This window comes from Bradyrhizobium sp. ISRA430, from assembly GCF_029909975.1.
Lineage (GTDB): Bacteria > Pseudomonadota > Alphaproteobacteria > Rhizobiales > Xanthobacteraceae > Bradyrhizobium.
This window is the reverse complement of sequence record NZ_CP094516.1, coordinates 2,001,364-2,028,013: the sequence shown is the minus strand read 5'-3', so window position 1 is coordinate 2,028,013 and position 26,650 is coordinate 2,001,364. Positions and strand designations below refer to the sequence as shown.

Sequence of the window (26,650 nt, the reverse complement as noted above, 5' to 3'; positions counted from 1 at the left end):
ACATCGGGAGGCGCAGATGGCGTCATTTGGAAGATTCATTCACCTGGCATTCGGTGCATGCGCGCTGCTCCTGGTGATGACGGCGACCCCAGCGGGTGCCCAACAGGTCAACCCGACCGCAAGCTCCGTCAAGGAGCAGCAACTGCTGCAGGAGCTGAATCGGATCCAGGGCCGCGTCAGCATTCCTGATCAGAGGTCGGGCGTGCTCGAGCAGCCGCAGGGGCGCGAATGGCGCGAGTTTCGCAACGTCACGCTGCGTTGGATCGGCGGCGTCGCGATTATCGGCATGCTGGCTGTGCTCGTGATCTTCTATCTCACCCGTGGCATGGTGCGTCTCGAAAGCGGTCGATCGGGACGCTCCATCGTGCGCTTCACGCTGTTTGAGCGCTTCGTGCATTGGATGACGGCCACCTGCTTCATCATTCTGGCCATATCAGGACTGAACATTACCTTCGGGCGGCCGCTGCTGTTGCCGTTGATCGGCTTTGAGGCCTTCTCTGAGTGGTCCCAATGGGCGAAGTACGCCCACAACTATCTGAGCTTCCCGTTCACCATCGGCGTCGTCCTGATCTTCCTGATGTGGATCGCCGGAAATATCCCGAACAAGGTGGATGTTGCATGGCTCAGGCGGGGAGGGGGTATTGTCGGTCATGATCATCCGCCGGCGTATCGCTTCAACGCCGGCCAGAAGATGATTTACTGGATCGTCGTGATCGGAGGCGGTCTCGTTGCTGCGACGGGATACGAACTAATGTTCCCGTTCTATATCAGCGGCATCGAAGGCATGCAGATGGCCCAGATCGTTCACTCCGTCGTGGCCATGTTGTTCGTGGCCGCAATGATCGCGCACATCTATATCGGCACAATCGGAATGGAGGGCGCGTTCGAAGCCATGGGCTCAGGCGGCGTCGACCTCAATTGGGCCCGCGAACATCACAGCCTCTGGCTCGACGAGCAGATGGCGCGAACGGGACCGAACGACCAACGGCCGCAACGCGCAACCGCTGCCGCGGAATGAAAGGGAGTGCCCGAAAGAGGCTGGTCCAGTAAGCTCTACTGTGTCCGCTCTTTCGCAAACACGACTGACCGGTCCTCGATCTTCTGCTCGGGCAGGGTGCTCGCTCGACCTCTCTGCAGCTCTTGAATGTCTGGCATGCCGCTCTGGGCAAAGCGAGAAAGTCCATGCGATCTGAGCATGCTGGTGGCCGCACTGATCACAAGCAGGCCCGCGACAAGCGAAAGCATAAGGCGTTTCATGGGACATCTCCGTCTGGAGTTGCATCCGCCAGAACGGAGTAAGCCTTAGTGTGTCCCGGTCATGTGAGCCGCCTCACATCTTCCGAGCTTTTTTCTTCCGAGCTTTTTTCGACTTCCCTCCGTTGGACAGAGTGCGCTCGATTCAGGAGCTTTGAAACGACGATTTCCGCAACCCGGCCCGATCAGTCCTCAGTCCTCGTCCGGTTCGCGCACAACCGCCGGTTCGTTGGGGTCGTTGCGGTCGTCGTCCTCCTCGTCGTCGTTCTCGTCTTCTTCGTCGTCATCAGGGTCCCGGGGCGGTGACGTGTTGCCCCTGGTCGCGGAGGAGTTCAAGCCGACCGATCTGAAAGACTCGTTGGGAATTGGGTAAGTCATGTCATTGGCCTCGGTGGGAAACTGGTTTGGGACTCTGCGTTTTGTTCCGGATAATGGGGTGTCCCGGGTGAGATCGGTCGCGCTTAGTGACCTGATATCGGCTGGCCCGGCGCACGGTCCAGTGGCGCGTGAGGTTTCGCGAGGCCCATCGTACCGGGCGGGGTCTCGTTGTCGACCTTTCTGGTTCCAACCCGCTCAAACGTCGTGGCGAACGCTGCGACGAGCGCGACTATCACTGCAATGGCGGAAAATGCGATCGCGGTACGGTGGTTATTCCGCTCGACGCTCATGACGGACTCCACTCTGGGGTAAAAACGTCAGGCGGCGTCGCTGGTTCCCGCGCAACTGGTTTGGCGAAGACAGGACTGCCTGGAGCGGAGCAGGAATGGGCTCGGGCTTGGCCACGGCCGCCGCCGCTGGTGAAGTGGGGAGGCGCGCGTCGGACCGGCGAATATGCACGTCAAGGAGTCGCTGGGGCAGGGAATAGATGAGCGTTGAGCTGTCGCGACGATCGGAGATCGAAAGCGTCACCTCGTCAGCGCGCAGCTCCCTTGATCGAAATTGGGTCTCCCACAATGTCCGTCGCAGATACAGTCGAAATCTGGTGGCTCATGCCGCAGAAGCGCCTTTGTCCTCGATCGCTCCATCTAGGTCTTGCGCGAGCGGTTCGAGATGTTCGACCAGCTCCGCCGTATCCGACGGTACATTCAACCGATGATTCATCGCCCAAATCGCCGCTTGGGTACGGTTGGTCACGCCGATCTTGCGAAAGATCGCTTTCACGTGCGCTTTGACGGTAGGCTCCGCGATTTTGAAATGTCGCGCCACGTGCTTGTTCGAATCGCCTCGGACGATGCGATCGAGAATAGCGATTTCGCGCGCGGAGAGTTGTTTGAAAACGTGTGATTCGGTGTCAACAACAGGGTCCCACTGCGACACAGTTTGCGCTGGCAGCGAGAATCGACGGTCGAGATGCAGCTCGATCTCGGTTGACCAAAGACGCGCGTCGATAACCGTGATCTGTCCGCTTGTTACGGTGTGCAGCGAGCTCACGAGAACTCTCGGCATGATCGAGCTGAAGATCGCCGCGTTAGCTCCCTCATCCAACGCGCTCTTCAGATGTTGCGCACTGCTCTCGTCGCCAACAGCAACGATGAACGACAGCGGGCAACGAGTTCTAATTCGCTTACAGATGAAATCTCGGCTCGGCCCTACGCGGACGATGACCAGGAAAGGCTTATCACACGGCAGCGCGCCGAGATCGTCGAGTTCAATTCCGCAACACTGTGGACGGAAACAAGTTCTGGATAGGATGAGGCGGAGACCCTCTCGAAATAGTCCATCGTCCTCAAGGATGAATGTTGGCACCACCGGCTCATTTGACATACTCAACTCGCCTCAAATGGAAGTAGAACCTTTATCAGTTCCCCCTTCGGAAGAACGTGCTCCCTTGCAGTTTCATTGCCAAGTTTTCCTAATCTCTTTGTGCAACACATCCGATCCGAAAAAGGCGGGACATATCAAATGTTAATAAAGTCAGAGTTCTGAAAACAAAAGTTGTTACAAGTTTCTCGAAAAGTGTAGGAGCGGAACCTTGTGTCGATTAGACGGTGATCCAAATCCGAGAGTCTAGTTAAACCGAATGAGCTAGTCCTTTCCAGATCGGCGTCGACGGTTGCACCAACCGGAACAGCTTTCAAATGAGCCAGTGAGGTTCACGTTTTCAAAGTTGGCCCTGTCACTCGAGCTAAGTTGGCGACAGCAGCAATGGGCGCCAAATGGACGAGGGAGGAAACACCGCGGGTCGTGGCCGGTTCCTGCGAATCGCATCTTTTTTGTTCGACAAGCCAATCCAAGGTCGTATGCATTTGCCATCGTGAAGTCTGCTCAACGTGTGTTTTGAGCGGCGGAAATTCGCTGACGTTCGCAGAGATCGAGGCAAACTAGTGTTCGCGCTGACGGGCGAACGGACCGCTGCAGCGTAAGGACGAGATTTCCAAACCGTCGGCGGTGCTTACAGGCCGACAGGAGTACTTCCCCATCTCCTGACGATATCCAATTGATGGGTGGCGCTGAGCGAATTGCGGCGCATGCTTGAGGTGGCACGTTTGGGCCGTTTCCAACCCTGCAGCGCCTGCGATGCAGGCAGTTATTTCGTATGCTGCAAGATTGTGACTCTAGCGAGATCCGATGGCGTGACGAATCCTCTCGTTTCCGTTGTAATACCGCTCTACAACAAAGCCCACTGTATCCTGAAGACGCTTTCTTCAGTGGCAAGCCAGGGCCGAACTGATTTTGAGTTGATCGTCGTCGACGACGGATCAACGGAGGGGAGCGCTGAGCTGGTGAAGGCGGCAGGCGTTCCCGACTTGCGTCTCATCCAGCAGGAGAATGCAGGCGTATCGGCGGCCAGGAATCGCAGCAGCGCAGGGGAAATGGATCGCATTCCTGGATGGCGACGACCTGTGGTCACCCGGCCATCTGGAGAGCCTGCAGCGGCCTACGGACAAGACTGCGGCAATCGCCGTCATCAGCAATCTGCGATTGGAAAGCCGCACCGGTCACCCGTTGATCGATCCAGCGGTGCTGCCGCAAGGGGTGGATGACTATTTTACATTCGCACTTTCCAGCGGGGACTATCCCGCGAGTTCAAGCTCGATCATGGTTCGCAAGGACGAACTGTTCGCGGCAGGGCTCTTTGCGGAAGGAATCGCGTCCGGCGAAGATATCGACATGTGGTGCCGGTTAGCCTGCCGAGGCCCGTTCTTCTACAACGCGAGATTGTCGGCAACTTATACCGGCGCCTGCTCATCGAGCAACCGCGCCGCCGCTCCAATCTTTGCGCAGCGCCTTCCCGGGTTAATAGGAGATGGCAGGGTTCCGCCGGCATTGGTCAAGAGTGCCAAACGATATGCAAATTTCCTGATGCTCGAGTATGCGCGCGCCAGTTACTCACGAAGGATATACGGAAGCGCGTGCAGTCCTGCTTAATGATTGCGTTGCAAGCTACGATGCCCGACGCTTTTTCAAGCGCTTGATGAGGACCTCGTCTCTCGGGCGAATGCTTTCTCGGCTCCGCCCGCTCGGTAGAAGGTCGACAGTTCAGCACGACCCTAGTGCCGAAGTCGAGGCCGTCCGATCCGCTCGGCCCTGATCCATGGCATTCGTTGTCCACGAGCCAGTGTCATGATTGGCCTCATCACGATGTGTCGTGGTAGTAGTTGCTTGAGGGCCAGCTCGAGGCCAACGAGCATGTCCCTCGGCCAGGTGTCCCGTCGTGAACAAATCAGGCCTGACGAGCTGCCACGGCATTGCCATTCCCGTTCCGAGCAGATGACAGGGAAGGCCGAGGCGGAAGCGTGCGTCCGGCCCCGAATTCGCATATGTACGCAGCCCGGAGCGTCGCACCCATAGCGGAGCGCGCTTTTGCAGGATAATACGCGCCACCAGCTCTCGCTGGTCGCGACTCAGCGATGGGGTCCACGTGGGCGGTTCCAGTAGAGCGCGCGTTGCCGGCAGGGCAGCGAAGCGAAAGAAATCATCAGCTCGGATTGCGATCTCCTCGTCATCTCCCCTCGGCATGTTGAGCCTCTATCTGCTCGCGCAGTGGGGGAAGTCGGGGCGCAAAGGCGTCGTGTTTCTGGCCGAAAACGAGAATAAGGCGGAGCGGCTGGGGGCCATCATTCATGCCCTCGACGCCTCGTGCGAAGTACTGGTTTTCCCGCGGCTGGACACGCTGCCGTTCGATCAAATGGAGCCGTCGCACGAAATCGCAGGTCGACGAAGCGCGGTCCTGAGGCATCTTGCCAAACCCGAGAAGCCCATCCTTCTCGTGTCCACTGCCGAGGCCGTGATGGAGCGCCTGCCAACGCCGGCAAGTTGGTCTCGGCTGACGCTCCGTCTGAAAGTGGGCACGGAGTTCTCCGAGCAAGATCTCCGGGCGCGGTTCGAGGCTCTCGGATACGAGCTCGATGAGGATGCCCGCTATCCCGGTGATGCGCTTTTTCACGGCCAGACATTCGAGATATTTCCCGCCGGAGCCCTCGGGCCATTCAGGGTAGAGCATTCCGGCCGGTTGATACGTCGGATTGTGGCATTCGATCCGATCGAGCATCACATCGTTTTTGAGACCAAAGAGCTGCTCATCGATCCGATGTCGGAGCGGATGATGCTGGGAAACAGGCGCGGAAAACGTTCTACCCTGTTCGAGTATTGCGGCCGGGCCAAGTGGATTGCGGATGCCGGCGTTCAGGTTCACGCCGACAATTGGCTGAGCACGATCGAGGAGGCGGCTGGTCGCGCCGATAGGGAGCACACTTACCTCGGACGGCGCGAATGGAGGGATGCGATCAAGCGCATGGACATCTTGCCGCGACAGGCTCCGTTCCGTCCTGTCCCAGACTTTTCGAAGGCTGCATCACCGAGGAAGGCGCTACGCACGTTCGTCGACGAGACGCGAAGTGCCGGCTTTCGGCTGGCTTTTGTCGCAGCGCAGGAAGATGACCTGCGTGTGATGGAGCGAATGAGCGGAGTCAAGGCGGAGCGCTTTGTGGGTTGGAGTCAGGCGGCGGCGGCACGCAATCGAGAAGCTGCACTTCTCGCCGACTTCGACGCCGGTTTTGTCGTGCCTGACAGTAAACCTCTTGTCGTCGTTACGGCTTCCGACGTGCTCGGCAGCAAGGCTCATCATCCCCAGCCTTTGGCGAGAACCTGGGGTGCCGGTTTCAGCCATCTGAATATGCCGGAGCAGGGTGCTGTGGTCATTCATCTGCAGCGGGGATTAGCCCTGCTCGACGGACTGCAGACTGTGGCGACGGGAGGTGGTGCCTCGCGAGAAATGATCAGGCTCGTCTTTGCGGGTGACAATGCCGTTCTCGTTCCGCCCGCCGACCTCGCCTTGATCTGGCCCTATGCTTCCGAACTGGGCAGGCTGTCATTGGATAAAGCGGACGGAAGTACGTGGTTCGCGCGCCGCACGGAGGCCGAGCACGAGATTCAGATTGCGGGCAGGCAACTCGCCAAACATATCAGCCAGCGTCGCCGTCGGCGGGCTTCGAAACTCGTCCCTCCGGGGCCCCTCTATGAGAGGTTTGTCGCACGCTTTCCGTTCTTCACGACAGTCGATCAGGCGAAGGCCATTCGCGACGTCCTGGATGATCTTGCGGCCGGTCATCCCATGGATCGGGTGATTTGCGGCGATGTCGGGTTCGGAAAGACTGAGGTGGCTTTGCGGGCGGCGGCAGCCGTCGTGCTGTCAGGACGGCAGGTGGCGATCGCGGTGCCGACGACCGTCCTAGCGAGGCAGCATGTCGCGACGTTCCGCAAGCGATTTGCTGCCTTCGATATCGAAGTGGGAAGCTTGTCGCGCGCCACATCGACCTCGGAGCTGAGGGAGACGAAGGAGGGGCTGAAGAGCGGAAGATTGAAGGTCGTAGTTGGAACTCACGCTCTTGTCTCGAAGGACGTGAAGTTCCGCGATCTCGGCTTGGTCATTATCGACGAGGAGCAGCATTTTGGCGCGGCCGAAAAGGCAAAGCTATCAGGGCTCGCCAAGGGTGTTCATGCCCTCTGGATGAGCGCTACGCCGATACCGCGGACCCTCGCGGCAGGCCTCGCGGGCTTCAGGGATCTCAGCGTCATTGCCTCTCCACCCGCTCACCGGCTTCCGGTCGCCACGAGAATTGCGCCGCTTTCCGATGCTGCCATTGCCGCGGCGTTGTTGCGCGAACAGAGGCGCCACGGGCAAAGCTTCCTGATCTGCCCGCGTATTCAGGATCTCGATCCGATGCTGGTGCGCGTGCAAACGCTGGCCCCGGATCTGCGCATTGTCTGTCTCCATGGCAGGTTAAGCGCAGACGAAATGGACGACCGGATGATGACCTTCGTCGAAGGCGAGGCGGATGTTCTGCTCGCGACCAACATCGTGGAGAGCGGCCTGGATATCCCGCGCGCAAATACGATCGTGGTCTGCTGGCCCGAAAGGTTCGGTCTCGCTCAGCTCCATCAGCTCAGGGGCAGGGTGGGGCGCGGCGGCATACGCGCGTTTGCGTATCTGTTGACCGAGTCGGATGCGGCGCGATCCGAGAAGCGGCTTGCGGTTATGGAGGAGTTCAGCAGGCCTGGTGCCGGTTTTGCAATCAGTGCGCGGGACCTGGACCTCAGAGGAGCGGGAGATCTGCTCTCGGAGCGGCAGTCCGGCCACGTTCAGGTGTTCGGGCCCGTGCTCTACAGCCATCTCTTGAAGCTGGCCTCGGAGAAGGTCGACGACAGAACGGCCGACCTGTGGGTGCCCGACCTGAATCTTCCGATCGCCGACATGTTGCCGGCAGACTATGTGCAATCGGAAGCCGTTCGGCTCGAAATCTACGCCCGCGCCTCTCGGTGCCGAAGCGAGGATGAGCTGGACGACCTCGAAGAGGAGACTCTCCGTCGTTTTGGAAAGTTGCCGCCAGCGGCGCTCGAATTCTTCGCTGCAGCAAGGCTTAGGATCGATTGCAGGCGAAGAGGGATCATAAGGCTGGATGTCGGAGCAGAAGCGGTCGCCGCGACATTCCTTCCGGGACGATTGCGAAAGTCCAAGGCGCGATCGCTGCAGCGTGACGGCGATCGGGTCGTCTATGCCAGCAACGGAGCTGATGGGCCGCTCGGAAAAGTCGAAAACCTCTTCGATGTCCTGGACGAATGATCGCGCTGTCGGCGCAGCGGACGAAAGCGTAACCGCGGAAGGCCGGCACGTTGCACGCGCGACGCCTCGTCCCTTCGAACTAGCGCTCGCGCTCGAAGCTTGTGTCAGCGCCTCCGGGTGAGCCTTGCGAGTTACTTTCCTGCTCCCGTGGTCAGGCCGCTGACAATATAGCGCTCGAGGAAAATGCCGACCAGGACGAGCGGCGCGATCGCCGCCGTCGACAGCGCCGCCATCGACCACCAATTGATGCCCTGCGAGCCAGTCTGGCTGGCCACCATCACGGGGAGTGTCTTCGCGTCCGTGCTCGTCAACAGCGCCGCGAAGAAGTATTCGTTCCAGCACAGCACCAGCGAGAGGATGAATGCGGCCACCATTCCTGGAACGGCGAGCGGCAGAATGATGCGCAGGAAGGCGCCCCAGGTCGACAGGCCGTCGACGAAGGCGGCTTCGTCGAGCTCGATCGGAATCGCGTTGAACTGATCGCGCATGATCCAGATGACGATCGGCAGCACCGTTAGGGTGTAGAGCAGGACAAGACCGAAGCGCGTGTCGAGCAGGGCCAATGCCTTGTAGAGGACGAGGAACGGCAGCGCGAGCACGACCGGCGGCAGGATCAATTGGGACATGAAGAAGAACAGGATATCGTCGTTGCGCATCCAGGCGAATTTGTAGCGGAAGCGGCTCAGGCCATAGGCTGCCAGCGATCCTAAGATCAGCGCTAGCAAGGATGCGCCGACCGACGTGATGACGCTGTTGACGAAGCGGTTCACGAATTCGGAGCGGGCAGTCGAGGTGCCGAACAGTGTATCTGGTGACAGGCCAAGCGAGCGCCATCCTTTCCAGTCCGGCTGAAAATCGACCCAGGGAATCAGGTGGGCTTGCGTCACGTCGACCGCCGATTTGAACGAGGTGGTGACGGTCCAGTAGATTGGGAACAGACAGATAAGCGTCCAGAACAGGAGTGCAGCGTAGATCAGCAAGCGGCCAAGCATCCGCTTGGCGCGCGGCGCTGCGGAATGCTTTCGGACCGGGTTTGATGCCACACTCGACATAGCCAATCGCTCAAACTCCCTTGGTTGGGTCCTAGATAACCTTCTGTGTCCAGCGCTTCGACAGTCGTAACATCACGGTGAGCAGCACGATGATCAACAGCAGATAGACCATGGCGAGCGCCGTGCCGTATCCGACATTCGAGCGGTCGCGGTAGACGCGATAGATGAAGCTCGACACAGTGTCGGTGGCGCCGCCCGGACCTCCGGCGGTGACGTTGATCACGATGTCGGCGAGCTTCAGCTTGAAGATGATGCGGATGATCAGGACGGTGATGCTGACTGGCAGCATGATCGGGAACGTGACGTGCCAGAATGATTGCCAGCCATTCGCGCCATCGACCTTGGCCGCTTCCTGCACCTCCTTTGGCATCGCTTGCAGGCCTGCGAGCAGAATGATCATGATGAACGGGATCGACACCCAGGCGTCCATCGCCTGGATACTCAAGCGCGCCATCCAGGGCGATGCAAAGAAGGCCGGATTATCCCATCCGAGATAGCGCGCAAGCGTCGCTGCAGGGCCAAATCGATATTCCAGGAGGGATTTGCCGACCATCCAGCTCACTGCGACCGGGCTAAGCATCATCGGCAGAAGGAAGACCACACGAAAGAATTTTCGCGCCCGGATATCGGCGCTGAGCAGCAGCGCCAGCCCGAATGCGATCGCGTACTCGCCGAGCACCGCAACCGTGTAGAAGACCATGTTGCCGAGCGCGTTCCAGTAGTAGGTGTCGCTCAGCATTCCTCTAAGATTGTCGAAGCCGCTGAAGCGCGGTCCGTCGATCGATGAGAGATTCCAGTCCAGTGACGCGATGTAGATCCCGAAAATCGTGGGAAATATCACGACTGCAACCGTGAAGAACACGGCCGGCAGCAGAAACAGCGCGCGCTGACCACGTTCGCCGCGGATGATGATTTGCCCGATTCCAAACGCGATAGCCCACAGCACATAGGCGATCATGATCGGGCGCCAATCCGAGAATCCGGTCGCGATTGTACCGGTTGCGTGCAGCCCCTGAAGGAGGATCACGAGCAGGAGGCCGAGCGAAGCGAGCGCGACCAGCGCCCGGCCAGCGTTCTTCCGGCTGACGCTCGCGCGCCGGGGGGCGGGCGCGAGGCGCTCATTGCCCAAATCGACCGAACTCTGCATCGCAATCCGACTCTGCCGATTCTTGCTAAAGTGCGGCTGGCGTCTGAAGCGGCGCCAGCCGGGTCTGGATGGTTCTCGCAGTCGAAGAAGCTACGCGCCGAGCGAGGCCTTGTAGAGCCCGATCTGTCGCTCGCGGCCGATCTGGTCGGTCAGCTTCTCCCAGGCGGCGGCGATGTTGTTCGCGCCGGTCTGGGCATCGACCTTGCCGGCGAAAATCTTCGTCAGCTCATCTTCGGCGATGCTGTAATACTGGAAGATGCCGGGGATGCGCGGCTCCACTGCGCGGTTGGGATGATTATAGGAGCCGAGCTGCGAGTTCAGATAGGACGTGATGTATTTGCGGTCGTAGCCCGCGGCGACCCACTCGTCGAATTGGAAGTGGCTGGTGCGGTGGGCCTGGAAGCCCGACGGATACATCACCATCCAGAGCGACAGGTCCTTGCCGCCGAGATGCGCGGCCGCGCTCCAGGCAGCCTTGTGCTTCTTCTCGTCACCGTTGACCCGTGCCATGACGTAAACGCCCCAGCCGAGATAGGCGCAATTCGGTGCATGATTCGGGCCGCTTGCGAGCTTGTCCCATTTTCCGGTCTTGGCGTTATAGACATCGTCCGAGCCCGGCAGGATGTCGAAGCCGACGACGTCGCCGATCACGGAGGTGTCGCTCGCCTTCGCCACCTGGCCGATGTCGCCCCACCAGGGAATCATTGAGCCGATGCCGGCCAGGAATTGCTGGAAGCCGGTGGTGTTCGGATCGGCATTGAGCTGATCGGCGGGTTCGAATGGCAGCGCGTCGATCACGTCCTGGATGGCGCGCACCCAGGCGGGATTGTTGATGCGCGGCTTCATCGTGTCGATGTCGAACAGCCAGGCCTTGTCGTCGGGGTGCTTGGCATAGGCCGAGGCACGACTGGCCAGGAAATAGAAGCCGAACCCGCCCCAGGGCTTTGGCGCATCGAGGTAGCCGAACGCATTCTGGTTCTTGATCTTCTTGCCCTTGAGGAATTTTGTCACCGCCTGTACCTGCTGCCAGGTTTTCGGCACGCCCCATTCGCTCGAATTGCCCGCGTCTTTCCACGCCTTGGCGAGGGTTGGGTCGGAGAAGACGTCAGTGCGGTAGTTGAAGTTGTGGCAGTCGCCGTCGATGGTGACGCGATAGGTCTTGCCGTTCCAGGTGCCGACGGGCGGCTTCAGGTAGTCGACATAATCGTCGATATCGATCTGCTTCTTGACCCAGTCCGGCATCTCCGACGCCAGCCCTTTGCCGCAGACGTCGCCCTCGAACGGCGCGCCCATCTCGAGGATGTCGAAGTCGACCGTGCCGGTCGCGATCGCTTGCTGTAAGCGCGGATTGTAGTCGGCCTGGGCGAGATCGATCCAGGAAATTTTCGCACCGGTATACGCTTCCCATGGCTTCAGGAAGCCGCGAAACAGGAGATTGTGGAGGTTTTGATTGTTCAGCCCCATGAAGGAGAGCTCGACGCCCTTGAATTCGCCTTCCTTGATGCTCGCCTTGGTCGGGCCGAGGCAGAGCTCGCCGACTTTCTGCCAGTCGGCGTCGGTTGGCGCACCTTTGCCGACACCGGGAATTTGCGTGATCTGGGCGCGCAGATTGGCTTGCGCCAAGGCAAGCTCGGAGAACGTGCCGAGCGCGCCCGTCGTGCCCAACGCGGCGGCGCTGGCCGCGCCTTTCAGCACCGTGCGCCGGTTCGGCCGGAGTGCGGGATGCTGATCATGCTCTTGCTGTTTCATTGCGTAACCTCCCTTCGTTGACGTTATCGTGTCAAGTTATTGGGTTATTGGGCCGCCTGAACAGCATGGTCTGAGGACATGACGCTCGCAGATCTCTTGTCGTCAAGGTGCTGACGGAGGCCGCGTCGAGTATGCAACGACGCAAATCAATGTCAACGAATCCACGCACGAGCAGAAGCTCGGCAGGGCTGCATCAGCTAGTCTGCGTCAGGTGGGATGACGCCTTTCTTGAAGATGAAGCAGCCATAGAAGCGCCGCTCGCCGGTCTGGATGACGCAATAGGATTTCTTGGCGAGGTCATAGAAGGCGAAGCGCTCGATCGAACCCAAGGGGAGAGGGCGGGCTTCGGCGGCGTTGATCTCCTTTTGCACCTCCGCCTGCACAGGCGGAACTTCGTCGGGATGGCCGACGATTTCCATACGCAAGGCGGGTCTATCGACGAAGGAATCGAGGGGCAGTACCGACAGGATCGCGCGCGCGGCGCGAGCTGCGGTGACGTTGTCGATGCGTAGCAGCCGCCCTAGCACGGTTTGGCGGGCGACCGAGTCGGCGGGAAAATTGGTGTCGCAGAGCACGAGATCGTCGCCATGCCCCATCGACCGCAGTGCATAAAGGATATCGGCATTCAGGATGGGGTCGATCGACTTCAGCATGCAGCGCCTCCTTTTGATCAGCTCTTTGGATTGACGACTATCCGACGTCGGGGGCGCCGGTGTCCATATCGGCGTGCAAATGCTGGAGTCTGGTTCAACCGAGATTGAACCAGATTCCTTGGGCGGCTAAGTCGCGTCTGTAAGCTGCCAGATCAGAGCAGTCCGTTCTTCTTCAGGATATCAGGCGCATTTTCCTTCGTGATCAGCATCGTGGGCAGGGTGATCACCGGTTCCAGCTTCTCGCCCTTCAGGAGCTTGACCGCCTGGCGCAGGCCTTCCGCGCCCGGCGTTGCGTAGAGGAATGTCGCCGAAAGCTGTCCCTTCGAGACCCAGGTGACGCCTTCATCCGGCAGCCCATCGATGCCGATGATGAACTTGATGTCCTTGTCTCGCCCCGCGTCCTTGGCGGCGAGATAGGCACCGTAGGCCATCGGATCGTTATGACCATAGACCAGATCGATCTTCTCGTTATTGCGCAGCGCGGTGGTCATGATGTTGTAGGCCTTGTCCTGCTTCCAGTCCCCCGACTGGTTGTTCAGCAGGTACTTGATGCCCGGCTCCTTGTCGGTGAAGGCATGGAAGCCGTCGTGGCGATCATGCGCGGGTTGGGTGCCCATGCCGCCCCAGATCTCGACGACATTGCCGGCCGCCTTGCCTGGTCCGCCGAGGAGCTTCACCGCATGTTCGCCGGCTGCCTTGCCGATCGCGACGTTGTCACCGCCGATAAATTGGGCGATCCGCTTGGTCTCGACGTTGCGATCGAGCACAATGACCGGGATCTTGGCGTCGATCGCCTTCTCGACAACGCCGGTCAGTCCCGCCGACTCCTTCGGCGAAATCAAGAGGACGTTGACCTGTTGCACGATCAGGTTTTCGCAATCGGCAACCTGTTTCTCGGTCTTGTCTTGACCATCGGTAATGATGAGGTCGACATCCGGATGGTTCTTCGCCTCAGCCTGGATGTCCTTGTTGAATTGCACGCGCCACGGCTCCAGCGTGGTGCACTGGCTGAAGCCAACCTTCCACTTGGTGGCGGCCTTGGCAGGACGCCATCCGGTGGGCATGTAGAACGTCATTGTTGCGCCGGCCACAGTAGCCGACAGTTTCAAGAATTCACGACGCTTCATCCAGATCCTCCCTCGCAAATTGCGCCTTGGCAGCGCCTGGCAGCCGATAGGATTCGGCTGTTTTCGGGTCGGCGCGCAGTTTGCCCGATCGGCTGAACCGCCATCGGGCCATGAGCTGGCCGAGATTCTGCTCCTGCACCAGCACGGTACAGACGATGATCAACCCCTTCATCAGAAGTTGCACATTAGAGTCGATGTTTTGGAGCTGAAGGATATCCGACAGCAGGCCGAAAATCAGAACGCCAACGAAGGTGCCGGCGAGGCCGCCGCGACCGCCCATCAGGCTGGTGCCGCCGATCACCACGGCGGCGATCGCATCGAGTTCGAGGCCGGCGCCGGCATCGGGCTTGCCCTGCCGGTATTGCGCGACGAACAGTACACCGGCAATTCCCGCGAGCAGCCCCGAAATTAGATAGGCGGTAAGCTGGACCTGCGCGACCTTGATGCCGGACAGTTTGGCGGCCTCGACATTGCCGCCGATCGCGTAGGCATAGCGGCCGAAGCTCGTGAACCGCAGGATCGCGCCGAACAGGACGATTGCCGCCAGGAAGAACACGCTCGGCACCGGCAACACGCCCCAGAGCATCGAGCGCAGCATCTCGAAGGCCTCGGTGGCGTTGGTGCCGGTATAAACCGGCACGACGGCATTGTCTTGCCCCGCGGTGAGTCGGGCGACGCCAAGCGCGCTGACCATCATCGCCAGCGTGACGATGAAGGGCTGTAGCCGCCCGGAGACGATCAGGAATCCGTTGATGGCGCCGAGCAGCAGAGCCAAGCAAGGTGCGATCAGCAGAACACCAAGCACGCCGAACTTGGTCTGCACCTGGGTTGTCAGCCACCAAGCAATCGCAATCGCGACGGCAACGCCGATCAGCGTGGGAATCCATACGCTGCGCCAGTGAGAGAGCGCAATCGGTGGGCGTCGCCCCGCGCTAACATCGTGGCCGCGCGCAAGACCCCGGAAGACGAAGCGCACGAAAAGCGCTACCACGGCTCCACCGACCAGGGTTGCTGCCGGAATGCCCATCATCGAGGCCGCAGTCCAGCCCGGCTTGGTGAGCAACATCGCGCAGATCACGGTCGCGAATCCCATGACTGAGCCGACCGACAAATCGATTCCACCGAGGAGAATGACCATGGTCATACCGGTTGCTACCAGGCCTGTGATCGAGACCTGGCGCAGAACGTCGGTCAGGTTGGCGTAGGATAGAAAAATGTTGTTGCCGGAAGAGGTATGCGGCGAGGTAAGTGCGCCGATCAGACAGATAGTCAGCAAGCCCCAATAGAGCTTGGTCCGGGACAAAAGGCGAAGCGTTGCTTTCATGAGGCCGTCTCCTGCGCCCAAGCCGCCATGCCCGGCGCGGCAAGGCGCATCACCGCCTCCTGCGTCGCGCTCTCGCGCGAAAGGATTCCGGTCTGCCGTCCCTCGCACATCACAAGGATCCGGTCGGAGAGCAGCAACAGTTCCGGCAGCTCCGAGGTCACTACGACGATGCCGAGGCCTTGCGCGGCGAGATCGAAGATCAGCCGGTAGATTTCCTGCTTGGCGCCGATGTCGATACCGCGGGTCGGCTCATCGAGCAAAAGAATACGAGGCTCGGTGGCCAGCCATTTGCCGATCACGACCTTCTGCTGGTTGCCGCCCGAGAGCGCCGCGGCTTGCTGGCTGATGCCGGTGCAACGGACCGAGAGCCGGCGGACCATTTCGGCCGCCAAGGCGCGTTCCGCAGCAAAAGCACGTAGGCCAAAGCGCGACATCGCGCTGATCGAGGGCAGCGCGATATTGTCACAGATCGAGGCGGTAAGGTGCAGGCCACGTTCCTTGCGGTCCTCGCTGACGAGCGCCACGCCGAGGCGATAGGCGTCGGCCGGCGAACCAATCTCGACGGCTACGCCATCAATGGCGATCTCGCCGCCCCGCCAGCCGCGTGCAACGCCGAAGATCGACTCCAGGATCTCCGTCCGTCCGGCGCCGAGCAGGCCGCCGATGCCCAGCACCTCGCCGCGTCTGAGTTCAAAACTTATGCCGTGCAGCGTTCTTTTCCATCCATGAGGGCCGAGTGTGTCAAGTGTCAGATCGGACACGGAGAGGACGATCGCGCCGTTTTGCGCCACGGTGCCGCGGTCGCTTGCGATCATGTCGCGGCCCACCATCGCCGAGATGATAGCGCCGCGTGACAATTCGCCGATCGGGGCCGTGACGACCCGCCTGCCGTCGCGCAAGACCGTCACCCGATCGGCGAGATCGAGCACCTCCTCGATGCGATGCGATGTGTAGATGATGGCGACGCCTTCGGACGCGAGCTGCCGCACGATCTTGAACAGCGTCCCGCATTCCGACGACGAAAGTGCCGAGGTCGGCTCGTCCATGATCAGGATGCGGGCATTGAGCGATAGCGCCTTGGCGATCTCGACCAATTGCTGCTCACCGACGCGCAATTCGGCAACGCGGCTTTCGGCGGCGATCGTGACGCCGAGGCGCTGCAGCAGGCGTTCTGCCGCTCTCACCATGCGGCGGCCATCGATGAGCATGCCTCCGATCAGCGGCTCGCGACCAAGAAAGATATTGTCGGCTACGCTCAACTCGGGAACGAGATTGAGCTCCTGATGAATGATCGCAATGCCGGCATTCTCGGCGTCGCGCACGCCGGTGAACGATGCCGTGCAGCCCTCGACCAGAATGGCGCCCTGATAGTCAGTGTGCACGCCAGCGAGGATCTTCATCAACGTGCTCTTGCCGGCACCGTTTTCGCCCATCAGCGCGTGCACCTCGCCGCGACGCAGATCGAAGTCGACATCTTGGAGCGCCTTCACCCCAGCGAAGGATTTGGAGACTCGATCGGCAAGCAGCACGACCTCACCGGAGTGCGCGCCGGCCGCTGACTTCTTGCCGATCTCGACAAGCGGAGAGGGCGGGGACGCGCGTCGCCCTTCACGCGCTTTGACGGCGCCGAAGCGTGTCTCCATCTGGATTTCCTCCCGGGTCCGCTTTGCCCCCGCGTCCAGTCGTCCCAGGGGTAGGCTGCCCATTGCTCTTTTGCTGATATGCTAGTTATATCAGCCGTCACCCGTCAAGCGTTTGTCCGCGGAATTGAGCTTCGCAATCTGAAAAAGTGAAAATTAGCCTCGGGGAATCACAGCATGCATTCAGTCGGCGGGTTCAGCCGAGGCACCGTTGCCGCACGAGCACGCAATGCGGGCGGCTCGAAGGTCGACCGGGCTTACGTGGCGCTGAAGCGGGCCATCGTCTCGGGCGTGCTCGCGCCGGAAACTCCGATCAACAAGAATGAGTGGTGCGCCACTTTCGATGTGTCGAGACTTTCCATCACGACGGCGATCAATCGGCTCGCCTTCGAGGGGCTTGTCATCGTCGAGCCGCAGCGCGGCTCCTACGTCGCAAAGATCCGCCTTGAGGATGTGCGGCAATGGATGTTGATGCGCCGCGCGCTGGAGATGGAGGTTGTTGCGGTCTGTGCGGCCGACATGTCGGCTGATGCGACCGAAGCCCTCGGCCAAAATATCGCCTACCAAAGGGCTGCGATCAGCAGCGGAGATCTCGAGGGCTTCCACGAGCTCGACACCAGGTTTCATCGTCAGATGACCGAGAGCCTTGCCCTTGCGCGCGTTGGCGAGGTGCTTGATTCGATCCGCACCCATCTCGAACGCGTGCGCCGGACGCTGCTTCCCGAGCCCGGGCGGCCCGAGGGAACTTTCCGCGAGCACGAAGCCATCTATCGGGCGATTGCCGCGCACGCACCGGAGCAGGCAAGGAGCGAAATGGCCAATCATCTCGATCGTGTGTCGCGGGAGCTGCAGGCCTTTGTCGCGAAACATCCCGGCTTCTTCGAGGAATAGGGCCGTATCGACCGACATCGCGCTTCAGGCAAAAGCATCAATGTATCTCGGCATCGATCTCGGCACCTCGGCGGTCAAGACCGTTCTCGTTGACGGCACCCAGCGCGTGATTGCAAGCGAGAGCCGGCCGTTGACGACCGCCTCGCCGCAGCCCGGCTATTTTGAGCAGGATCCCGCGCAGTGGATCGATGCGACCTTTGCCACGCTGGATGCCTTGAAGGAGACGCATGCCGGCGAATTGGCGGCGGTCGAAGGCATCGGGCTGTCCGGCCAGATGCATGGCGCCACGCTGCTCGATGCGCGCTCAAGGCCGTTGCGGCCTTGCATCCTCTGGAATGACGGACGCTCCGCCACTGAGTGTCGTATTCTGGAGCAACGCTGGCCCGCCTTGCGTACGACGTCGGGCAACAAAGCGATGCCCGGATTCACGGCGCCGAAGCTGCTCTGGATCGCGACGCACGAACCTGAGATTTTTGCGGCCACGAAACTCGTCCTGCTTCCCAAGGCCTACCTGCGCCTGGTCCTGACCGGCGAAGCGATCGAGGACGTCTCGGACGCGTCGGGATCGTTGTGGCTCGACGTCGCGCGCCGGGATTGGTCGGATGCAGCATTGGCGGCGACCGGCCTGTCGCGCAAGCACATGCCGCGTCTGGTCGAGGGTTGCGCGCCCGCAGCAACACTGCGCAGCGAGCTGGCGCGGCGCTGGGGCATGACCAGACGGCCGATGATCGCGGGCGGCGCCGGCGACAACCCGGCGGGTGCCGTCGGCATCGGCGCGATCCGGCCGGGAACCGCGTTCGTGTCGCTGGGAACCTCGGGTGCCTTGCTGGTGCCGACCAACAGAATTGCCGCCAACCCCGATCGCGTCGTGCACACCTTCTGCCACGCCATTCCCGCAATGTGGATTCAGGCCGGTGCGATCCTCTCGGCGGCGTCCTGCCTCGCCTGGATCGCGCAGTTGTTCGGCGTCGCCGAGGCCGAACTGCTGGCGCCGCTCGGGTCGCGCCCGCAGGAGCCGTCCCCCGTGAGCTTCTTGCCTTATCTCGCGGGCGAGCGGACGCCGCACGACGATCCCGTCGTGCGCGGCATGCTCGGTGGTTTGAGCCATGGCACCGATCGTGGAACGATCGTGCAGGCCGTCCTCGAGGGCGTTGCCTTTGCGCTGGCCGATTGCCGCGATGCGCTCGTGGATGCCGGCCTTGCGGTCGCGGAAGCCGACGCCATCGGCGGCGGTTCGCGGTCCCGGTTCTGGCTGTCGGTGCTGGCAAACGTTCTGGATGTTCCGATCCATCGCTTTGCCGGTGGTGAAACAGGAGCGGCATTTGGTGCGGCGAGATTGGGGCGGCTTGCTGTCACGGGCGAAGCGATCGAGGCCGTCTGCACGCCGCCGCGACGCATCGAGACATTCGAACCTGAACGGGCGCTCGTCGATGCCTATGCCGAGCGGATTCCTGCGTGGCGCGAACTGTACCGGCCGCGCCACTAGCATCGATCTGGCGTTGCACATACTTCGGCATGCCGTCTTCGGTATTGCTCTGTGCCGCGGCGTTTTGTTTAATGCGCGAACCGCGCTGGCAAAAATCGAGACGCGGGTGGGAAACGCATTGTGCGTCGGGAGGCACGATGGACGATCCGATCCTCGAGATGCGCGGGGTCTCAAAATCCTTTTTCGGCATCAAGGCGCTGCGTGCGGTCGATCTCACCGTCTATGCTGGCGAGATCCATGCGCTGATGGGCGAGAACGGCGCCGGCAAATCGACGCTGATGAAGATATTGTCCGGTGCCTACAGGCCCGATCCCGGCGGGGAGATCCGCATCGAGGGTAGGCCGGTGCGGATCGAAGGCCCGCTCGGCGGCCGCGCTGCGGGCATCTCCATCATCTATCAGGAGCTATCTTTAGCCCCCAATCTCAGTGTCGCCGAGAATATTTATCTCGGCCGCGAGATATCGCGTTCAGGTTTGTTGGCGCGCGGCGCCATGCGCCAGGGCGTCGGTCCGATCCTGGAACGGCTGGGCGCAGACTTCTTGCCATCGACGCTGGTGGCGCATCTGTCCATGGGCCAGCGGCAACTCGTCGAGATCGCGCGTGCGCTGCACGCGCGATCAAAAATCCTGATCATGGACGAGCCGACCACCGCTTTGTCGGCCGGCGAGAGCGAGCGGCTGTTCGCGCTAATCCGGCAGCTCCGGGCGGAGGGGCTTGCCATTATCTACATCTCGCACCGCATGGACGAGGTCTACGCGCTCGGCGACCGCGTCACCGTGCTGCGCGACGGCCGGCTGGTCGGCTCGCTCGACAAGCAGGACATCCGCGCCGACACCATCGTCCGCATGATGGTCGGGCGTGACGTCTCCTCGTTCTACAAGAAGGATCATGATCCCGAAGCGGGGCGCGGGCACCCCGTGCTTGTGGCAGTCGATATGGCCGATGGACAGCGCGTCAAAGGTTGCTCGCTCACCGTGCACGCAGGTGAGGTGGTGGGGCTCGCAGGCCTCATCGGCGCGGGTCGCACCGAGCTTGCGCATCTCATCATCGGCGCGTCGCCCAAGACCTCCGGTCGTCTCGAGTTGGAAGGACACCCGGTCGAGATCCGCACGCCTGGTGAGGCGCTCGACGCCGGGATCGCCTATCTGACCGAAGACAGGAAGGCGCTCGGCCTATTCCTGGACATGTCGTGCCTGGACAACATCAATCTCGCGATGCTCGGCCGGGATGCCAGGCTCGGCTATGTCCTCGACCGCGACAAGGCCCGCGACCGTGCCAACAGGGCATTTGCGGCGCTCGGCATTCGTGCCGCCAATGTCGGCGTCACCGTCGGCACGCTGTCCGGCGGCAACCAGCAGAAGGTGCTGCTGTCGCGCTTGCTCGCGATCCGGCCAAAGGTCCTGATTCTCGACGAGCCGACGCGCGGCGTCGACGTCGGTGCCAAGTCCGAGATTTATGCGATCATCGACAATCTCGCCAAGGCTGGCGCCGCGATTCTCGTCATCTCGTCCGACCTGCCGGAGATCATCGGCATCTGCGACCGCGTAATCGTCATGCGAAGCGGGCACATCGCCGGGGAGATCAGGCGCGAGGCGACGGCGCCCTTGAACCAAGAAGACATCATGGCTCTCGCCACGGGTATGGAGCAGCTCGATGCATGACAGCCCTCCGAAGGCAGAAGCCGCCACCGCTGCAGGGCTTGTCGCCGCGCAGGAAACCAAGCGTCAGCGCATCAGGCTTCTGATCCGCGCGGCTGGCATGCTACCGGTTCTGCTGATCCTCTGTATCGGGTTTCATTTCCTCTCCGATGGCCGCTTCTTCACCGGACAAAACCTCGGCATCGTGTTGCAACAGGCCGCCGTCAACACCGTGCTCGCCGCGGGCATGACTTTCGTCATTCTTACCGGCGGCATCGACCTCTCGGTCGGCTCGATCCTGGCGGCCTCTGCGATGGCCGGGCTGACGGTCTCCAAGCTGCCCGACCTCGGCGCGCTCTGGCTGCCGGCCGCGGTTCTCACTGGCCTCGGCTTCGGCGTCATCAACGGTGCGCTGATTGCACTCCTCCGCCTGCCGCCATTCATTGTCACGCTCGGTTCCCTCACCGCCGTACGGGGGCTCGCGCGGTTGCTCGGCGCCGATACCACTGTGTTCAATCCTTCAATTCCTTATGCCTTCATCGGCAACGGCTCGCTGACGCTCGTTCCCGGCGTCGTGTCGATCCCATGGCTTTCAGTAATCGCCTTGCTCGTCATTCTCGTCTCATGGCTGGTGCTGCGCCGAACCGTGCTCGGCGTGCATATTTATGCGGTAGGCGGCAATGAGAGTGCGGCGCGGCTTGCCGGCATCAAGGTCTGGGCCGTGCTGACCTTCGTCTACGGCGTGTCGGGACTTTTCGCGGGGCTCGGCGGCGCCATGCAGGCCGCGCGGCTTTATGCGGCCAATGGCTTGCAGCTTGGCCAGTCCTATGAGCTCGACGCGATCACCGCCGTGATCCTCGGCGGCACTTCATTCGTCGGCGGTATTGGCTCGATCTGGGGCACGCTGGTTGGCGCGCTGATCATCGCCGTTCTCTCGAACGGCCTCATCCTCATCGGTGTCTCCGACATCTGGCAATACGTGATCAAGGGTCTGGTGATCATCGGCGCCGTGGCGCTTGATCGTTACCGGCTGCAAGGCTCGGCGCGCACCTGAGTGCGCAAGGCCCGATACGAAGTTTCCGTTGCGGCAACTGGTCTGCCGTGCCGGGGATGAAGACAGACCAGGGAGGAAGCCAATGTTTAAGACGATCACGCTCGCCGGCGCCGCGATGGCGCTTGCCCTAAGTACCGCGCCATCCTTCGCCAAGGAGCTCAAGTCGATCGGCGTCTCGCTCGGCTCGATGGGTAACCCATTCTTCGTCGCGCTGTCGAAGGGCGCCGAGTTCGAGGCCAAGAAGACCAATCCCAATGTGAAGATCACCACGGTCGGCTTCGAATACGACCTCGGCAAGCAGGTCACCCAGATCGACAATTTCATTGCTGCCGGCGTCGACCTGATCCTGTTGAACCCAGGCGATCCCAAGGCGATCGGGCCGGCAATCAAGAAGGCGCAGGCAGCAGGTATCGTCGTCGTCGCGGTCGACACCGCGGCAGAAGGAGCCGATGCTACCGTGACCACGAACAACGTCCAGGCCGGCGAAATCTCCTGCCAGTACATCGTCGACAAGTTGGGCGGCAAGGGCGAAGTCATCATCGAGAACGGGCCGCAGGTCTCTGCCGTGATCGACCGCGTCGTCGGCTGTAAGAGCGTTTTCTCGAAGAATCCCGGCATCAAGGTGTTGTCCAGCGACCAGGACGGCAAGGGCTCGCGCGAAGGTGGCCTCACCGTCGCGCAGGGCTATCTGACCCGCTTCCCCAAGATCGACGCCATCTTCGCCATCAACGATCCGCAGGCGATCGGCACCGACCTTGCGGCGCGCCAGCAAAGCCGGAGCGGCATTGTCATCACCGCGGTGGACGGCGCGCCCGACATCGAGGCCGCACTCAAGGACCCCGCGGCGCCGCAGATCCAGGCTTCCGCTTCGCAGGACCCGTTCTTCATGGCGCGGCGCGCCGTGCAGGTCGGTGTCGGCATCCTCAATGGCCAGAAGCCGGCCTCGACCGTCGAGCTCTTGCCGTCGAAGCTCGTGACCCGCGACAACGTCAAGGATTACAAGGGCTGGACCTCGGACCGGTCGCAATAGCCACTCCACATCGGCTCTAGCGGTCCGAGGCGCTCAGGCGGTGCCTGGCTGACAAAGCCCGCGCTTCGGAGATCCTAGCGATTGCATCGATCGACCGACGTAAGGAGCCTCACGCGACTAGTCGTGTGAGGCCCCGGCGGAGCCGTTGACCGCCGCTGGTGTCGGATAAGGCTACAAGGTCCTTTGTTCAAAAGGACCTTGACCCGAAGCCCCTGCTTGACCTGCAACGGGCCGGACCGCTCTCGGGCGCGAGGCACACAGAGAGGCGAGCGCTCCAGCGGAGCTTCGTCAGCGATGAGCGGTCAATTGTCGCCGGTAGTGTTCGGCGTCCCAATTCAAAAGCGCTTGCTCATTCTCGACCGAGAGGTAGCCGATCTCGGCACTCAGAGGTAAGCGACTGGTCACAAGCGCTAGACAGGTCAACAAGGCCTCAGCCCCAGAGCTGGCGTCCTTCCGAATGACGGCGCCAATGCCTGCAGTGAGAGCGGCAACGGGCAGGGGCAGTCGATTGGCGCTGGCGTGCGCCGTCATGGCAGCCAGGTCTTTGCCTTCATCCAATCTTGGCAGACCCGGACCGAGGAAGACCACGTGGTCTGGGTACAGCGAGCCGCCTGTCGCAATCGCACGGCTAAAGCGGTCGGTGCCAATGCTGTGGCATAGCGGATCTGCTGGCAAGCGGTAGTCTGTCCCCGTGCATATCTTGCGAAGCGCTTGCGCGTTCACCGGTGGCGCGCGGCGCGGCGCTAGCGCGAGTCGCTTTTCCACCTCGTAGACCAGGGCTTCCGCCGCGTCGCAGTCTGCCGCGCCGACCACCAGGCCGTGATTGCCGAGGATCAGGACATCGATCGCATTCTGTGCGATGACGGCGTTCACGGCACGCGCCAATGGTAATCCCGGGTGAAAATAGTCGAGGCGATGCCAAGCCAACCCATCTAGTCGTTGAGCAAGCTCATCGGGCGCGTCGGTTCGCACCGCCCATGCGATCGTGTTGACCGAGTGGACATGCAGGACAACCGGATGCGGCATCAGTGCGTGGAGCGACGTCTCGATCGAGGCGCGCAATGTCGTCGTGGCATGCGGCGCAAGCGGCACCCGCTCGTCCCCCTGCGCCAGCGCGACGCGTGCGGCTGAAAGCGAGACCGGCACGAAAATGTCCTTGGCTTCTGCATCCGCAAGCCAGGTGCCCGACGCCTTTACCCAGAGCACGTCGTCGTGCTTGATCGACGAATTGCCACCGGCAGCCTGCACCAGCAGCATGTTGTTGCCGACGCGTGCCGACATGCGACGAAGATCTCCGAGTTGGGCAGGGGCTTGCATCGCGGTTGTCTCACCAGGCTAGACGGCTCATGATCCAATTCGGCGTGCGGCTCTGCGAGCCGGCCAGCGCGTAGATCGCTGTCGGCGTATCGGGCGCCCATGCCAGCGCCTCCCTGTGCACGCCTGAGGTGAGGAGCAGCGTCAGCATCCCGGCGGCCCTCGCGCCAGCGATATCGTGATCAAGGGAATCGCCGACCATCAGAACGCGCTTTGGATCGGGCCGGCCCAATCGTTCCAGCGCCGCATCAAAGATCGGCGCGTGCGGCTTGCCGACATATCTCACGTGGCCGCCAAGTGTCTCATAGAATTTCGCCAAGGCTCCTGGTGCCGGAATCAATCGGTCTGCGCTGAACATGGTCAGGTCAGGATTGGCGCAGAGCATCGGCAGCCGGCGTGTCGCAGCCGAGATCAGGACGTTGCGCCAGTGCTTTGGTTCGGCGACGGCATCGTCAAGGCCGCCCAGCAGAATGAACTCGGCCTTCCGTACGTCGGTCGCGACCGCGAGATCGAGTCCATCAATGATGGAATGATCGCCGCCGCGCGTAATGACCAAACAAGAGCGGCCGAGACCGGCGAACGGCTCGCGGTCTCGCGCGTACAGACCGCTCCAGGTCACTTCGCCCGACGTCAGAATGCCATCATAGGCGGCTGGCGGCAGCCCGAGTTGCTCCAGCCGCTCTTCATTGCTGCGTGCACGCTTGCCGGAGTTGGAGAGCACCAGCACGCGCTTGCCAGCGCTTCTGAGTCTTGCCACGCAGTCGCGCGCCGGCGGAAAGACGGGGCCGCCCTCGTGCAGCGTGCCCCATTGATCGAGCAGCACGTGGTCGAACCGGTCGGCGATCGCGCTCAGTGCTTCGATTTCGATGGTGCCGTTCCTCATGACGGACTGCCCTGCAAGGCAAGCAGCGCTGCGCCATAGCTGGCCTCGGTTTGCTCGGCGGTGACCACGGGAACGCCGAGACGGCGATGCCGGATCTGTGTCCACGCATCGTTCTTCGCGCCACCTCCGATGCTGATGACACGGCGGGGCGGCGGCGCACCGAGCCGGGCCAGTTGCTGGTATGCGAGCGCCTCGACCGATGCGATGCCCTCGAGCAGGGCCTGGAAGAAACGGTGGTCTTCCGGAGGGCGCGGCGCAATCCGCGCGGCCAGCGTCGGGTCGGCAATCGGGAACCGTTCGCCCGGCTTGGCGAGAGGATAGTAGTCGAGGCCTGTCGGCTCTTCCGGCCTCAGGAGCGGCGTCAGTCGCTCCATATCCGAGGCGGTGAAATGCGTCAGCAACGCGCCGCCGCCCGAATTGGATGCGCCGCCAGCAAGCCAGCGTTCGCCAAGCCGGTGCGAATAGACGCCCTGGTCTGCGGCAAAGATCGGTTGCGTCGCCAGCAGCTTGACCACCAGCGTCGTGCCGAGCGAGGTGACGGCATCGCCAGGCGCATCCGCCCGTGTCGCGATGAAGGCGGCGACGCCGTCGGTGGTGCCCGCCGTAACCTGGGCTGACGGTGACAGGCCGAGCGTGCCTGCAATCTCGGGAGCAATTGCCGCAAACGGGGTTCCAGGCACCAGTACCTCGGGCAGGATTTTGCGGGGGACGTCGAGTTGATCGAGCCAGACTGGCCAGGCGCGCGTGACGGGATCGTAGCCGAGCTTCAAAGCATTGTTCTCGTCACTGACGCCGTGCCGCCCGGCAAGCCGGCCGGCGATCCAGTCGGCCTGGTGCACGGCGAAACGCGCGTCGCCGGCACTGGTGCGGCCCAACAGGTGAAGCAGTTTTGCCAGCGCGCTGCTCGCACCGTGTGCGCCGCTTTCCGCGGGTGCCACGGCGGCAATGCGGGCCGCCTCGGCCTTCGCCCGCGCATCGTTATACATCAGCCCCGGCGTGCAAGGGCGGCCGGCTGCGTCGATCAAGAGCAGTGTCCCGGACGTGCCATCAACAGAGACACGCTTGACCTGGCCAAGATCGATTTTGTGGCCGAGCCTGCCGACCGCAGCCACCGTCGCCGTCCACCAGAGTTCCGGATCCTGATCGATCGCATCACCATCCTGGCGGGGCGAGGGCAGAGCGGCCGACTCCATGCCCAGAATATCGCCATGCGCATTGATGGCGCAGGCGCGGACGCCTCCGGTTCCGACGTCTAGACCAAGGAATACTCCCGTCATTCGACCTCACAACACTGTGGTGATGTTCTTTCGACTGACAACGCAATCTTCGCTCGACTGCACTGCAGC

22 protein-coding genes are annotated in these 26,650 nt (G+C 61.8%); 8 read left to right on the top strand and 14 right to left on the bottom strand.

Translation table 11 applies throughout. From position 1 onward, the window contains the following. Positions 1–16: 16 nt before the first annotated feature. Positions 17–1,018 (top strand): formate dehydrogenase subunit gamma, encoded by a 1,002-nt coding sequence (locus MTX21_RS10270; protein WP_280964681.1) that lies wholly within the window; start codon positions 17–19, stop codon positions 1,016–1,018. 35 nt (positions 1,019–1,053) lie between these two features. Here MTX21_RS10270 and MTX21_RS10265 read toward each other — a convergent pair whose 3' ends face one another. From MTX21_RS10265 to MTX21_RS10250, 4 genes are all read right to left on the bottom strand, one after another. Beyond that, positions 1,054–1,257, bottom strand: a complete 204-nt coding sequence (locus tag MTX21_RS10265) for a hypothetical protein (protein ID WP_280964680.1) — start codon at positions 1,255–1,257, stop codon at positions 1,054–1,056. 189 nt (positions 1,258–1,446) lie between these two features. Next, positions 1,447–1,632 carry a hypothetical protein gene (locus tag MTX21_RS10260; protein WP_280964679.1) on the bottom strand — a complete coding sequence of 62 codons (186 nt, stop codon included), beginning with the start codon at positions 1,630–1,632 and terminating at the stop codon, positions 1,447–1,449. 83 nt (positions 1,633–1,715) lie between these two features. Then, a complete protein-coding gene (locus MTX21_RS10255) occupies positions 1,716–1,922 on the bottom strand; it encodes a hypothetical protein (protein ID WP_280964678.1) in 207 nt (68 codons plus the stop codon). A 319-nt stretch (positions 1,923–2,241) separates the two neighbouring features. Then, the gene (locus tag MTX21_RS10250; protein ID WP_280964677.1) at positions 2,242–3,018 is read right to left on the bottom strand and encodes a response regulator transcription factor; all 777 of its coding nucleotides are present in this window, start codon (positions 3,016–3,018) and stop codon (positions 2,242–2,244) included. 1,005 nt (positions 3,019–4,023) lie between these two features. Here MTX21_RS10250 and MTX21_RS10245 point away from each other — a divergent pair. Together MTX21_RS10245 and MTX21_RS10240 are read left to right on the top strand one after the other, a co-directional pair. Continuing rightward, positions 4,024–4,623, top strand: coding sequence for a glycosyltransferase family A protein (locus MTX21_RS10245; protein ID WP_280964676.1), 600 nt, complete (start codon positions 4,024–4,026; stop codon positions 4,621–4,623). 589 nt (positions 4,624–5,212) lie between these two features. Beyond that, a complete protein-coding gene (locus MTX21_RS10240) occupies positions 5,213–8,317 on the top strand; it encodes a DEAD/DEAH box helicase (protein ID WP_280964675.1) in 3,105 nt (1,034 codons plus the stop codon). A 131-nt stretch (positions 8,318–8,448) separates the two neighbouring features. Here MTX21_RS10240 and MTX21_RS10235 read toward each other — a convergent pair whose 3' ends face one another. The 7 genes from MTX21_RS10235 to MTX21_RS10205 all read right to left on the bottom strand — a co-directional run bounded on the left by MTX21_RS10235 (position 8,449) and on the right by MTX21_RS10205 (position 17,012). Next, positions 8,449–9,309 (bottom strand): carbohydrate ABC transporter permease, encoded by an 861-nt coding sequence (locus MTX21_RS10235; protein ID WP_280964674.1) that lies wholly within the window; start codon positions 9,307–9,309, stop codon positions 8,449–8,451. Positions 9,310–9,400: 91 nt separating this feature from the next. Then, positions 9,401–10,516, bottom strand: coding sequence for a sugar ABC transporter permease (locus MTX21_RS10230; protein ID WP_280964673.1), 1,116 nt, complete (start codon positions 10,514–10,516; stop codon positions 9,401–9,403). 90 nt (positions 10,517–10,606) lie between these two features. Further along, complete coding sequence (locus MTX21_RS10225) at positions 10,607–12,265, bottom strand: extracellular solute-binding protein (RefSeq protein WP_280964672.1); 1,659 nt, start codon at positions 12,263–12,265, stop codon at positions 10,607–10,609. A 197-nt stretch (positions 12,266–12,462) separates the two neighbouring features. Then, entirely contained in the window at positions 12,463–12,918 is a 456-nt protein-coding gene (locus MTX21_RS10220; protein WP_280964671.1) for an RbsD/FucU family protein, read from the bottom strand. Positions 12,919–13,070: 152 nt separating this feature from the next. Next, positions 13,071–14,045 carry a substrate-binding domain-containing protein gene (locus MTX21_RS10215; RefSeq protein WP_280964670.1) on the bottom strand — a complete coding sequence of 325 codons (975 nt, stop codon included), beginning with the start codon at positions 14,043–14,045 and terminating at the stop codon, positions 13,071–13,073. Next, positions 14,032–15,369 carry an ABC transporter permease gene (locus MTX21_RS10210; protein WP_280964669.1) on the bottom strand — a complete coding sequence of 446 codons (1,338 nt, stop codon included), beginning with the start codon at positions 15,367–15,369 and terminating at the stop codon, positions 14,032–14,034. Before MTX21_RS10210 ends, MTX21_RS10215 begins: the two co-directional genes overlap by 14 nt. Continuing rightward, complete coding sequence (locus MTX21_RS10205; protein ID WP_280964668.1) at positions 15,366–17,012, bottom strand: sugar ABC transporter ATP-binding protein; 1,647 nt, start codon at positions 17,010–17,012, stop codon at positions 15,366–15,368. The genes MTX21_RS10210 and MTX21_RS10205 overlap by 4 nt, the downstream gene beginning before the upstream one ends. Positions 17,013–17,186: 174 nt before the next feature. Between MTX21_RS10205 and MTX21_RS10200 the strand changes: the two genes are divergently transcribed. The 5 genes from MTX21_RS10200 to MTX21_RS10180 all read left to right on the top strand — a co-directional run bounded on the left by MTX21_RS10200 (position 17,187) and on the right by MTX21_RS10180 (position 23,107). Further along, the gene (locus tag MTX21_RS10200; protein ID WP_280964667.1) at positions 17,187–17,900 is read left to right on the top strand and encodes a GntR family transcriptional regulator; all 714 of its coding nucleotides are present in this window, start codon (positions 17,187–17,189) and stop codon (positions 17,898–17,900) included. 40 nt (positions 17,901–17,940) lie between these two features. Further along, positions 17,941–19,386 carry a xylulokinase gene (xylB, locus tag MTX21_RS10195; protein ID WP_280964666.1) on the top strand — a complete coding sequence of 482 codons (1,446 nt, stop codon included), beginning with the start codon at positions 17,941–17,943 and terminating at the stop codon, positions 19,384–19,386. A 137-nt stretch (positions 19,387–19,523) separates the two neighbouring features. Beyond that, positions 19,524–21,047, top strand: coding sequence for a sugar ABC transporter ATP-binding protein (locus MTX21_RS10190; RefSeq protein ID WP_280964665.1), 1,524 nt, complete (start codon positions 19,524–19,526; stop codon positions 21,045–21,047). After that, complete coding sequence (locus tag MTX21_RS10185; RefSeq protein ID WP_280964664.1) at positions 21,040–22,077, top strand: ribose ABC transporter permease; 1,038 nt, start codon at positions 21,040–21,042, stop codon at positions 22,075–22,077. Before MTX21_RS10190 ends, MTX21_RS10185 begins: the two co-directional genes overlap by 8 nt. 82 nt (positions 22,078–22,159) lie before the next feature. Further along, entirely contained in the window at positions 22,160–23,107 is a 948-nt protein-coding gene (locus MTX21_RS10180) for an ABC transporter substrate-binding protein (protein WP_280964663.1), read from the top strand. Positions 23,108–23,395: 288 nt separating this feature from the next. On the opposite strand, the gene MTX21_RS10175 is transcribed toward MTX21_RS10180, so the two are convergent. From MTX21_RS10175 to MTX21_RS10165, 3 genes are read right to left on the bottom strand one after another with little or no spacing between them, the layout of a single operon-like run. Then, on the bottom strand, positions 23,396–24,424 hold the full coding sequence (locus MTX21_RS10175; protein ID WP_280964662.1) for a class II aldolase/adducin family protein: 1,029 nt from the start codon (positions 24,422–24,424) through the stop codon (positions 23,396–23,398). Positions 24,425–24,434: 10 nt separating this feature from the next. Next, positions 24,435–25,304: a TIGR01459 family HAD-type hydrolase gene (locus MTX21_RS10170; protein ID WP_280964661.1), complete on the bottom strand. Its 870-nt coding sequence runs from the start codon at positions 25,302–25,304 to the stop codon at positions 24,435–24,437. Continuing rightward, complete coding sequence (locus MTX21_RS10165) at positions 25,301–26,581, bottom strand: FGGY-family carbohydrate kinase (RefSeq protein ID WP_280964660.1); 1,281 nt, start codon at positions 26,579–26,581, stop codon at positions 25,301–25,303. Before MTX21_RS10165 ends, MTX21_RS10170 begins: the two co-directional genes overlap by 4 nt. Between the last annotated feature and the right edge of the window lie 69 nt (positions 26,582–26,650).

Excerpts from the sequence above, each read along its gene's own strand:
- MTX21_RS10260 (WP_280964679.1), bottom strand. The coding sequence starts at position 1,632 with ATGACTTACCCAATTCCCAACGAGTCTTTCAGATCGGTCGGCTTGAAC.
- MTX21_RS10265 (WP_280964680.1), bottom strand. The coding sequence starts at position 1,257 with ATGAAACGCCTTATGCTTTCGCTTGTCGCGGGCCTGCTTGTGATCAGT.
- MTX21_RS10235 (WP_280964674.1), bottom strand. The coding sequence starts at position 9,309 with ATGCTTGGCCGCTTGCTGATCTACGCTGCACTCCTGTTCTGGACGCTT.
- MTX21_RS10270 (WP_280964681.1), top strand. The coding sequence starts at position 17 with ATGGCGTCATTTGGAAGATTCATTCACCTGGCATTCGGTGCATGCGCG.
- MTX21_RS10245 (WP_280964676.1), top strand. The coding sequence starts at position 4,024 with ATGCAGGCGTATCGGCGGCCAGGAATCGCAGCAGCGCAGGGGAAATGG.
- MTX21_RS10175 (WP_280964662.1), bottom strand. The coding sequence starts at position 24,424 with ATGCAAGCCCCTGCCCAACTCGGAGATCTTCGTCGCATGTCGGCACGC.
- MTX21_RS10220 (WP_280964671.1), bottom strand. The coding sequence starts at position 12,918 with ATGCTGAAGTCGATCGACCCCATCCTGAATGCCGATATCCTTTATGCA.
- MTX21_RS10205 (WP_280964668.1), bottom strand. The coding sequence starts at position 17,012 with ATGGAGACACGCTTCGGCGCCGTCAAAGCGCGTGAAGGGCGACGCGCG.
- MTX21_RS10170 (WP_280964661.1), bottom strand. The coding sequence starts at position 25,304 with ATGAGGAACGGCACCATCGAAATCGAAGCACTGAGCGCGATCGCCGAC.
- MTX21_RS10180 (WP_280964663.1), top strand. The coding sequence starts at position 22,160 with ATGTTTAAGACGATCACGCTCGCCGGCGCCGCGATGGCGCTTGCCCTA.
- MTX21_RS10190 (WP_280964665.1), top strand. The coding sequence starts at position 19,524 with ATGGACGATCCGATCCTCGAGATGCGCGGGGTCTCAAAATCCTTTTTC.
- MTX21_RS10240 (WP_280964675.1), top strand. The coding sequence starts at position 5,213 with ATGTTGAGCCTCTATCTGCTCGCGCAGTGGGGGAAGTCGGGGCGCAAA.
- MTX21_RS10250 (WP_280964677.1), bottom strand. The coding sequence starts at position 3,018 with ATGTCAAATGAGCCGGTGGTGCCAACATTCATCCTTGAGGACGATGGA.
- MTX21_RS10255 (WP_280964678.1), bottom strand. The coding sequence starts at position 1,922 with ATGAGCGTCGAGCGGAATAACCACCGTACCGCGATCGCATTTTCCGCC.
- MTX21_RS10210 (WP_280964669.1), bottom strand. The coding sequence starts at position 15,369 with ATGAAAGCAACGCTTCGCCTTTTGTCCCGGACCAAGCTCTATTGGGGC.
- MTX21_RS10230 (WP_280964673.1), bottom strand. The coding sequence starts at position 10,516 with ATGCAGAGTTCGGTCGATTTGGGCAATGAGCGCCTCGCGCCCGCCCCC.
- MTX21_RS10200 (WP_280964667.1), top strand. The coding sequence starts at position 17,187 with ATGCATTCAGTCGGCGGGTTCAGCCGAGGCACCGTTGCCGCACGAGCA.
- MTX21_RS10225 (WP_280964672.1), bottom strand. The coding sequence starts at position 12,265 with ATGAAACAGCAAGAGCATGATCAGCATCCCGCACTCCGGCCGAACCGG.
- xylB (WP_280964666.1), top strand. The coding sequence starts at position 17,941 with ATGTATCTCGGCATCGATCTCGGCACCTCGGCGGTCAAGACCGTTCTC.
- MTX21_RS10165 (WP_280964660.1), bottom strand. The coding sequence starts at position 26,581 with ATGACGGGAGTATTCCTTGGTCTAGACGTCGGAACCGGAGGCGTCCGC.
- MTX21_RS10185 (WP_280964664.1), top strand. The coding sequence starts at position 21,040 with ATGCATGACAGCCCTCCGAAGGCAGAAGCCGCCACCGCTGCAGGGCTT.
- MTX21_RS10215 (WP_280964670.1), bottom strand. The coding sequence starts at position 14,045 with ATGAAGCGTCGTGAATTCTTGAAACTGTCGGCTACTGTGGCCGGCGCA.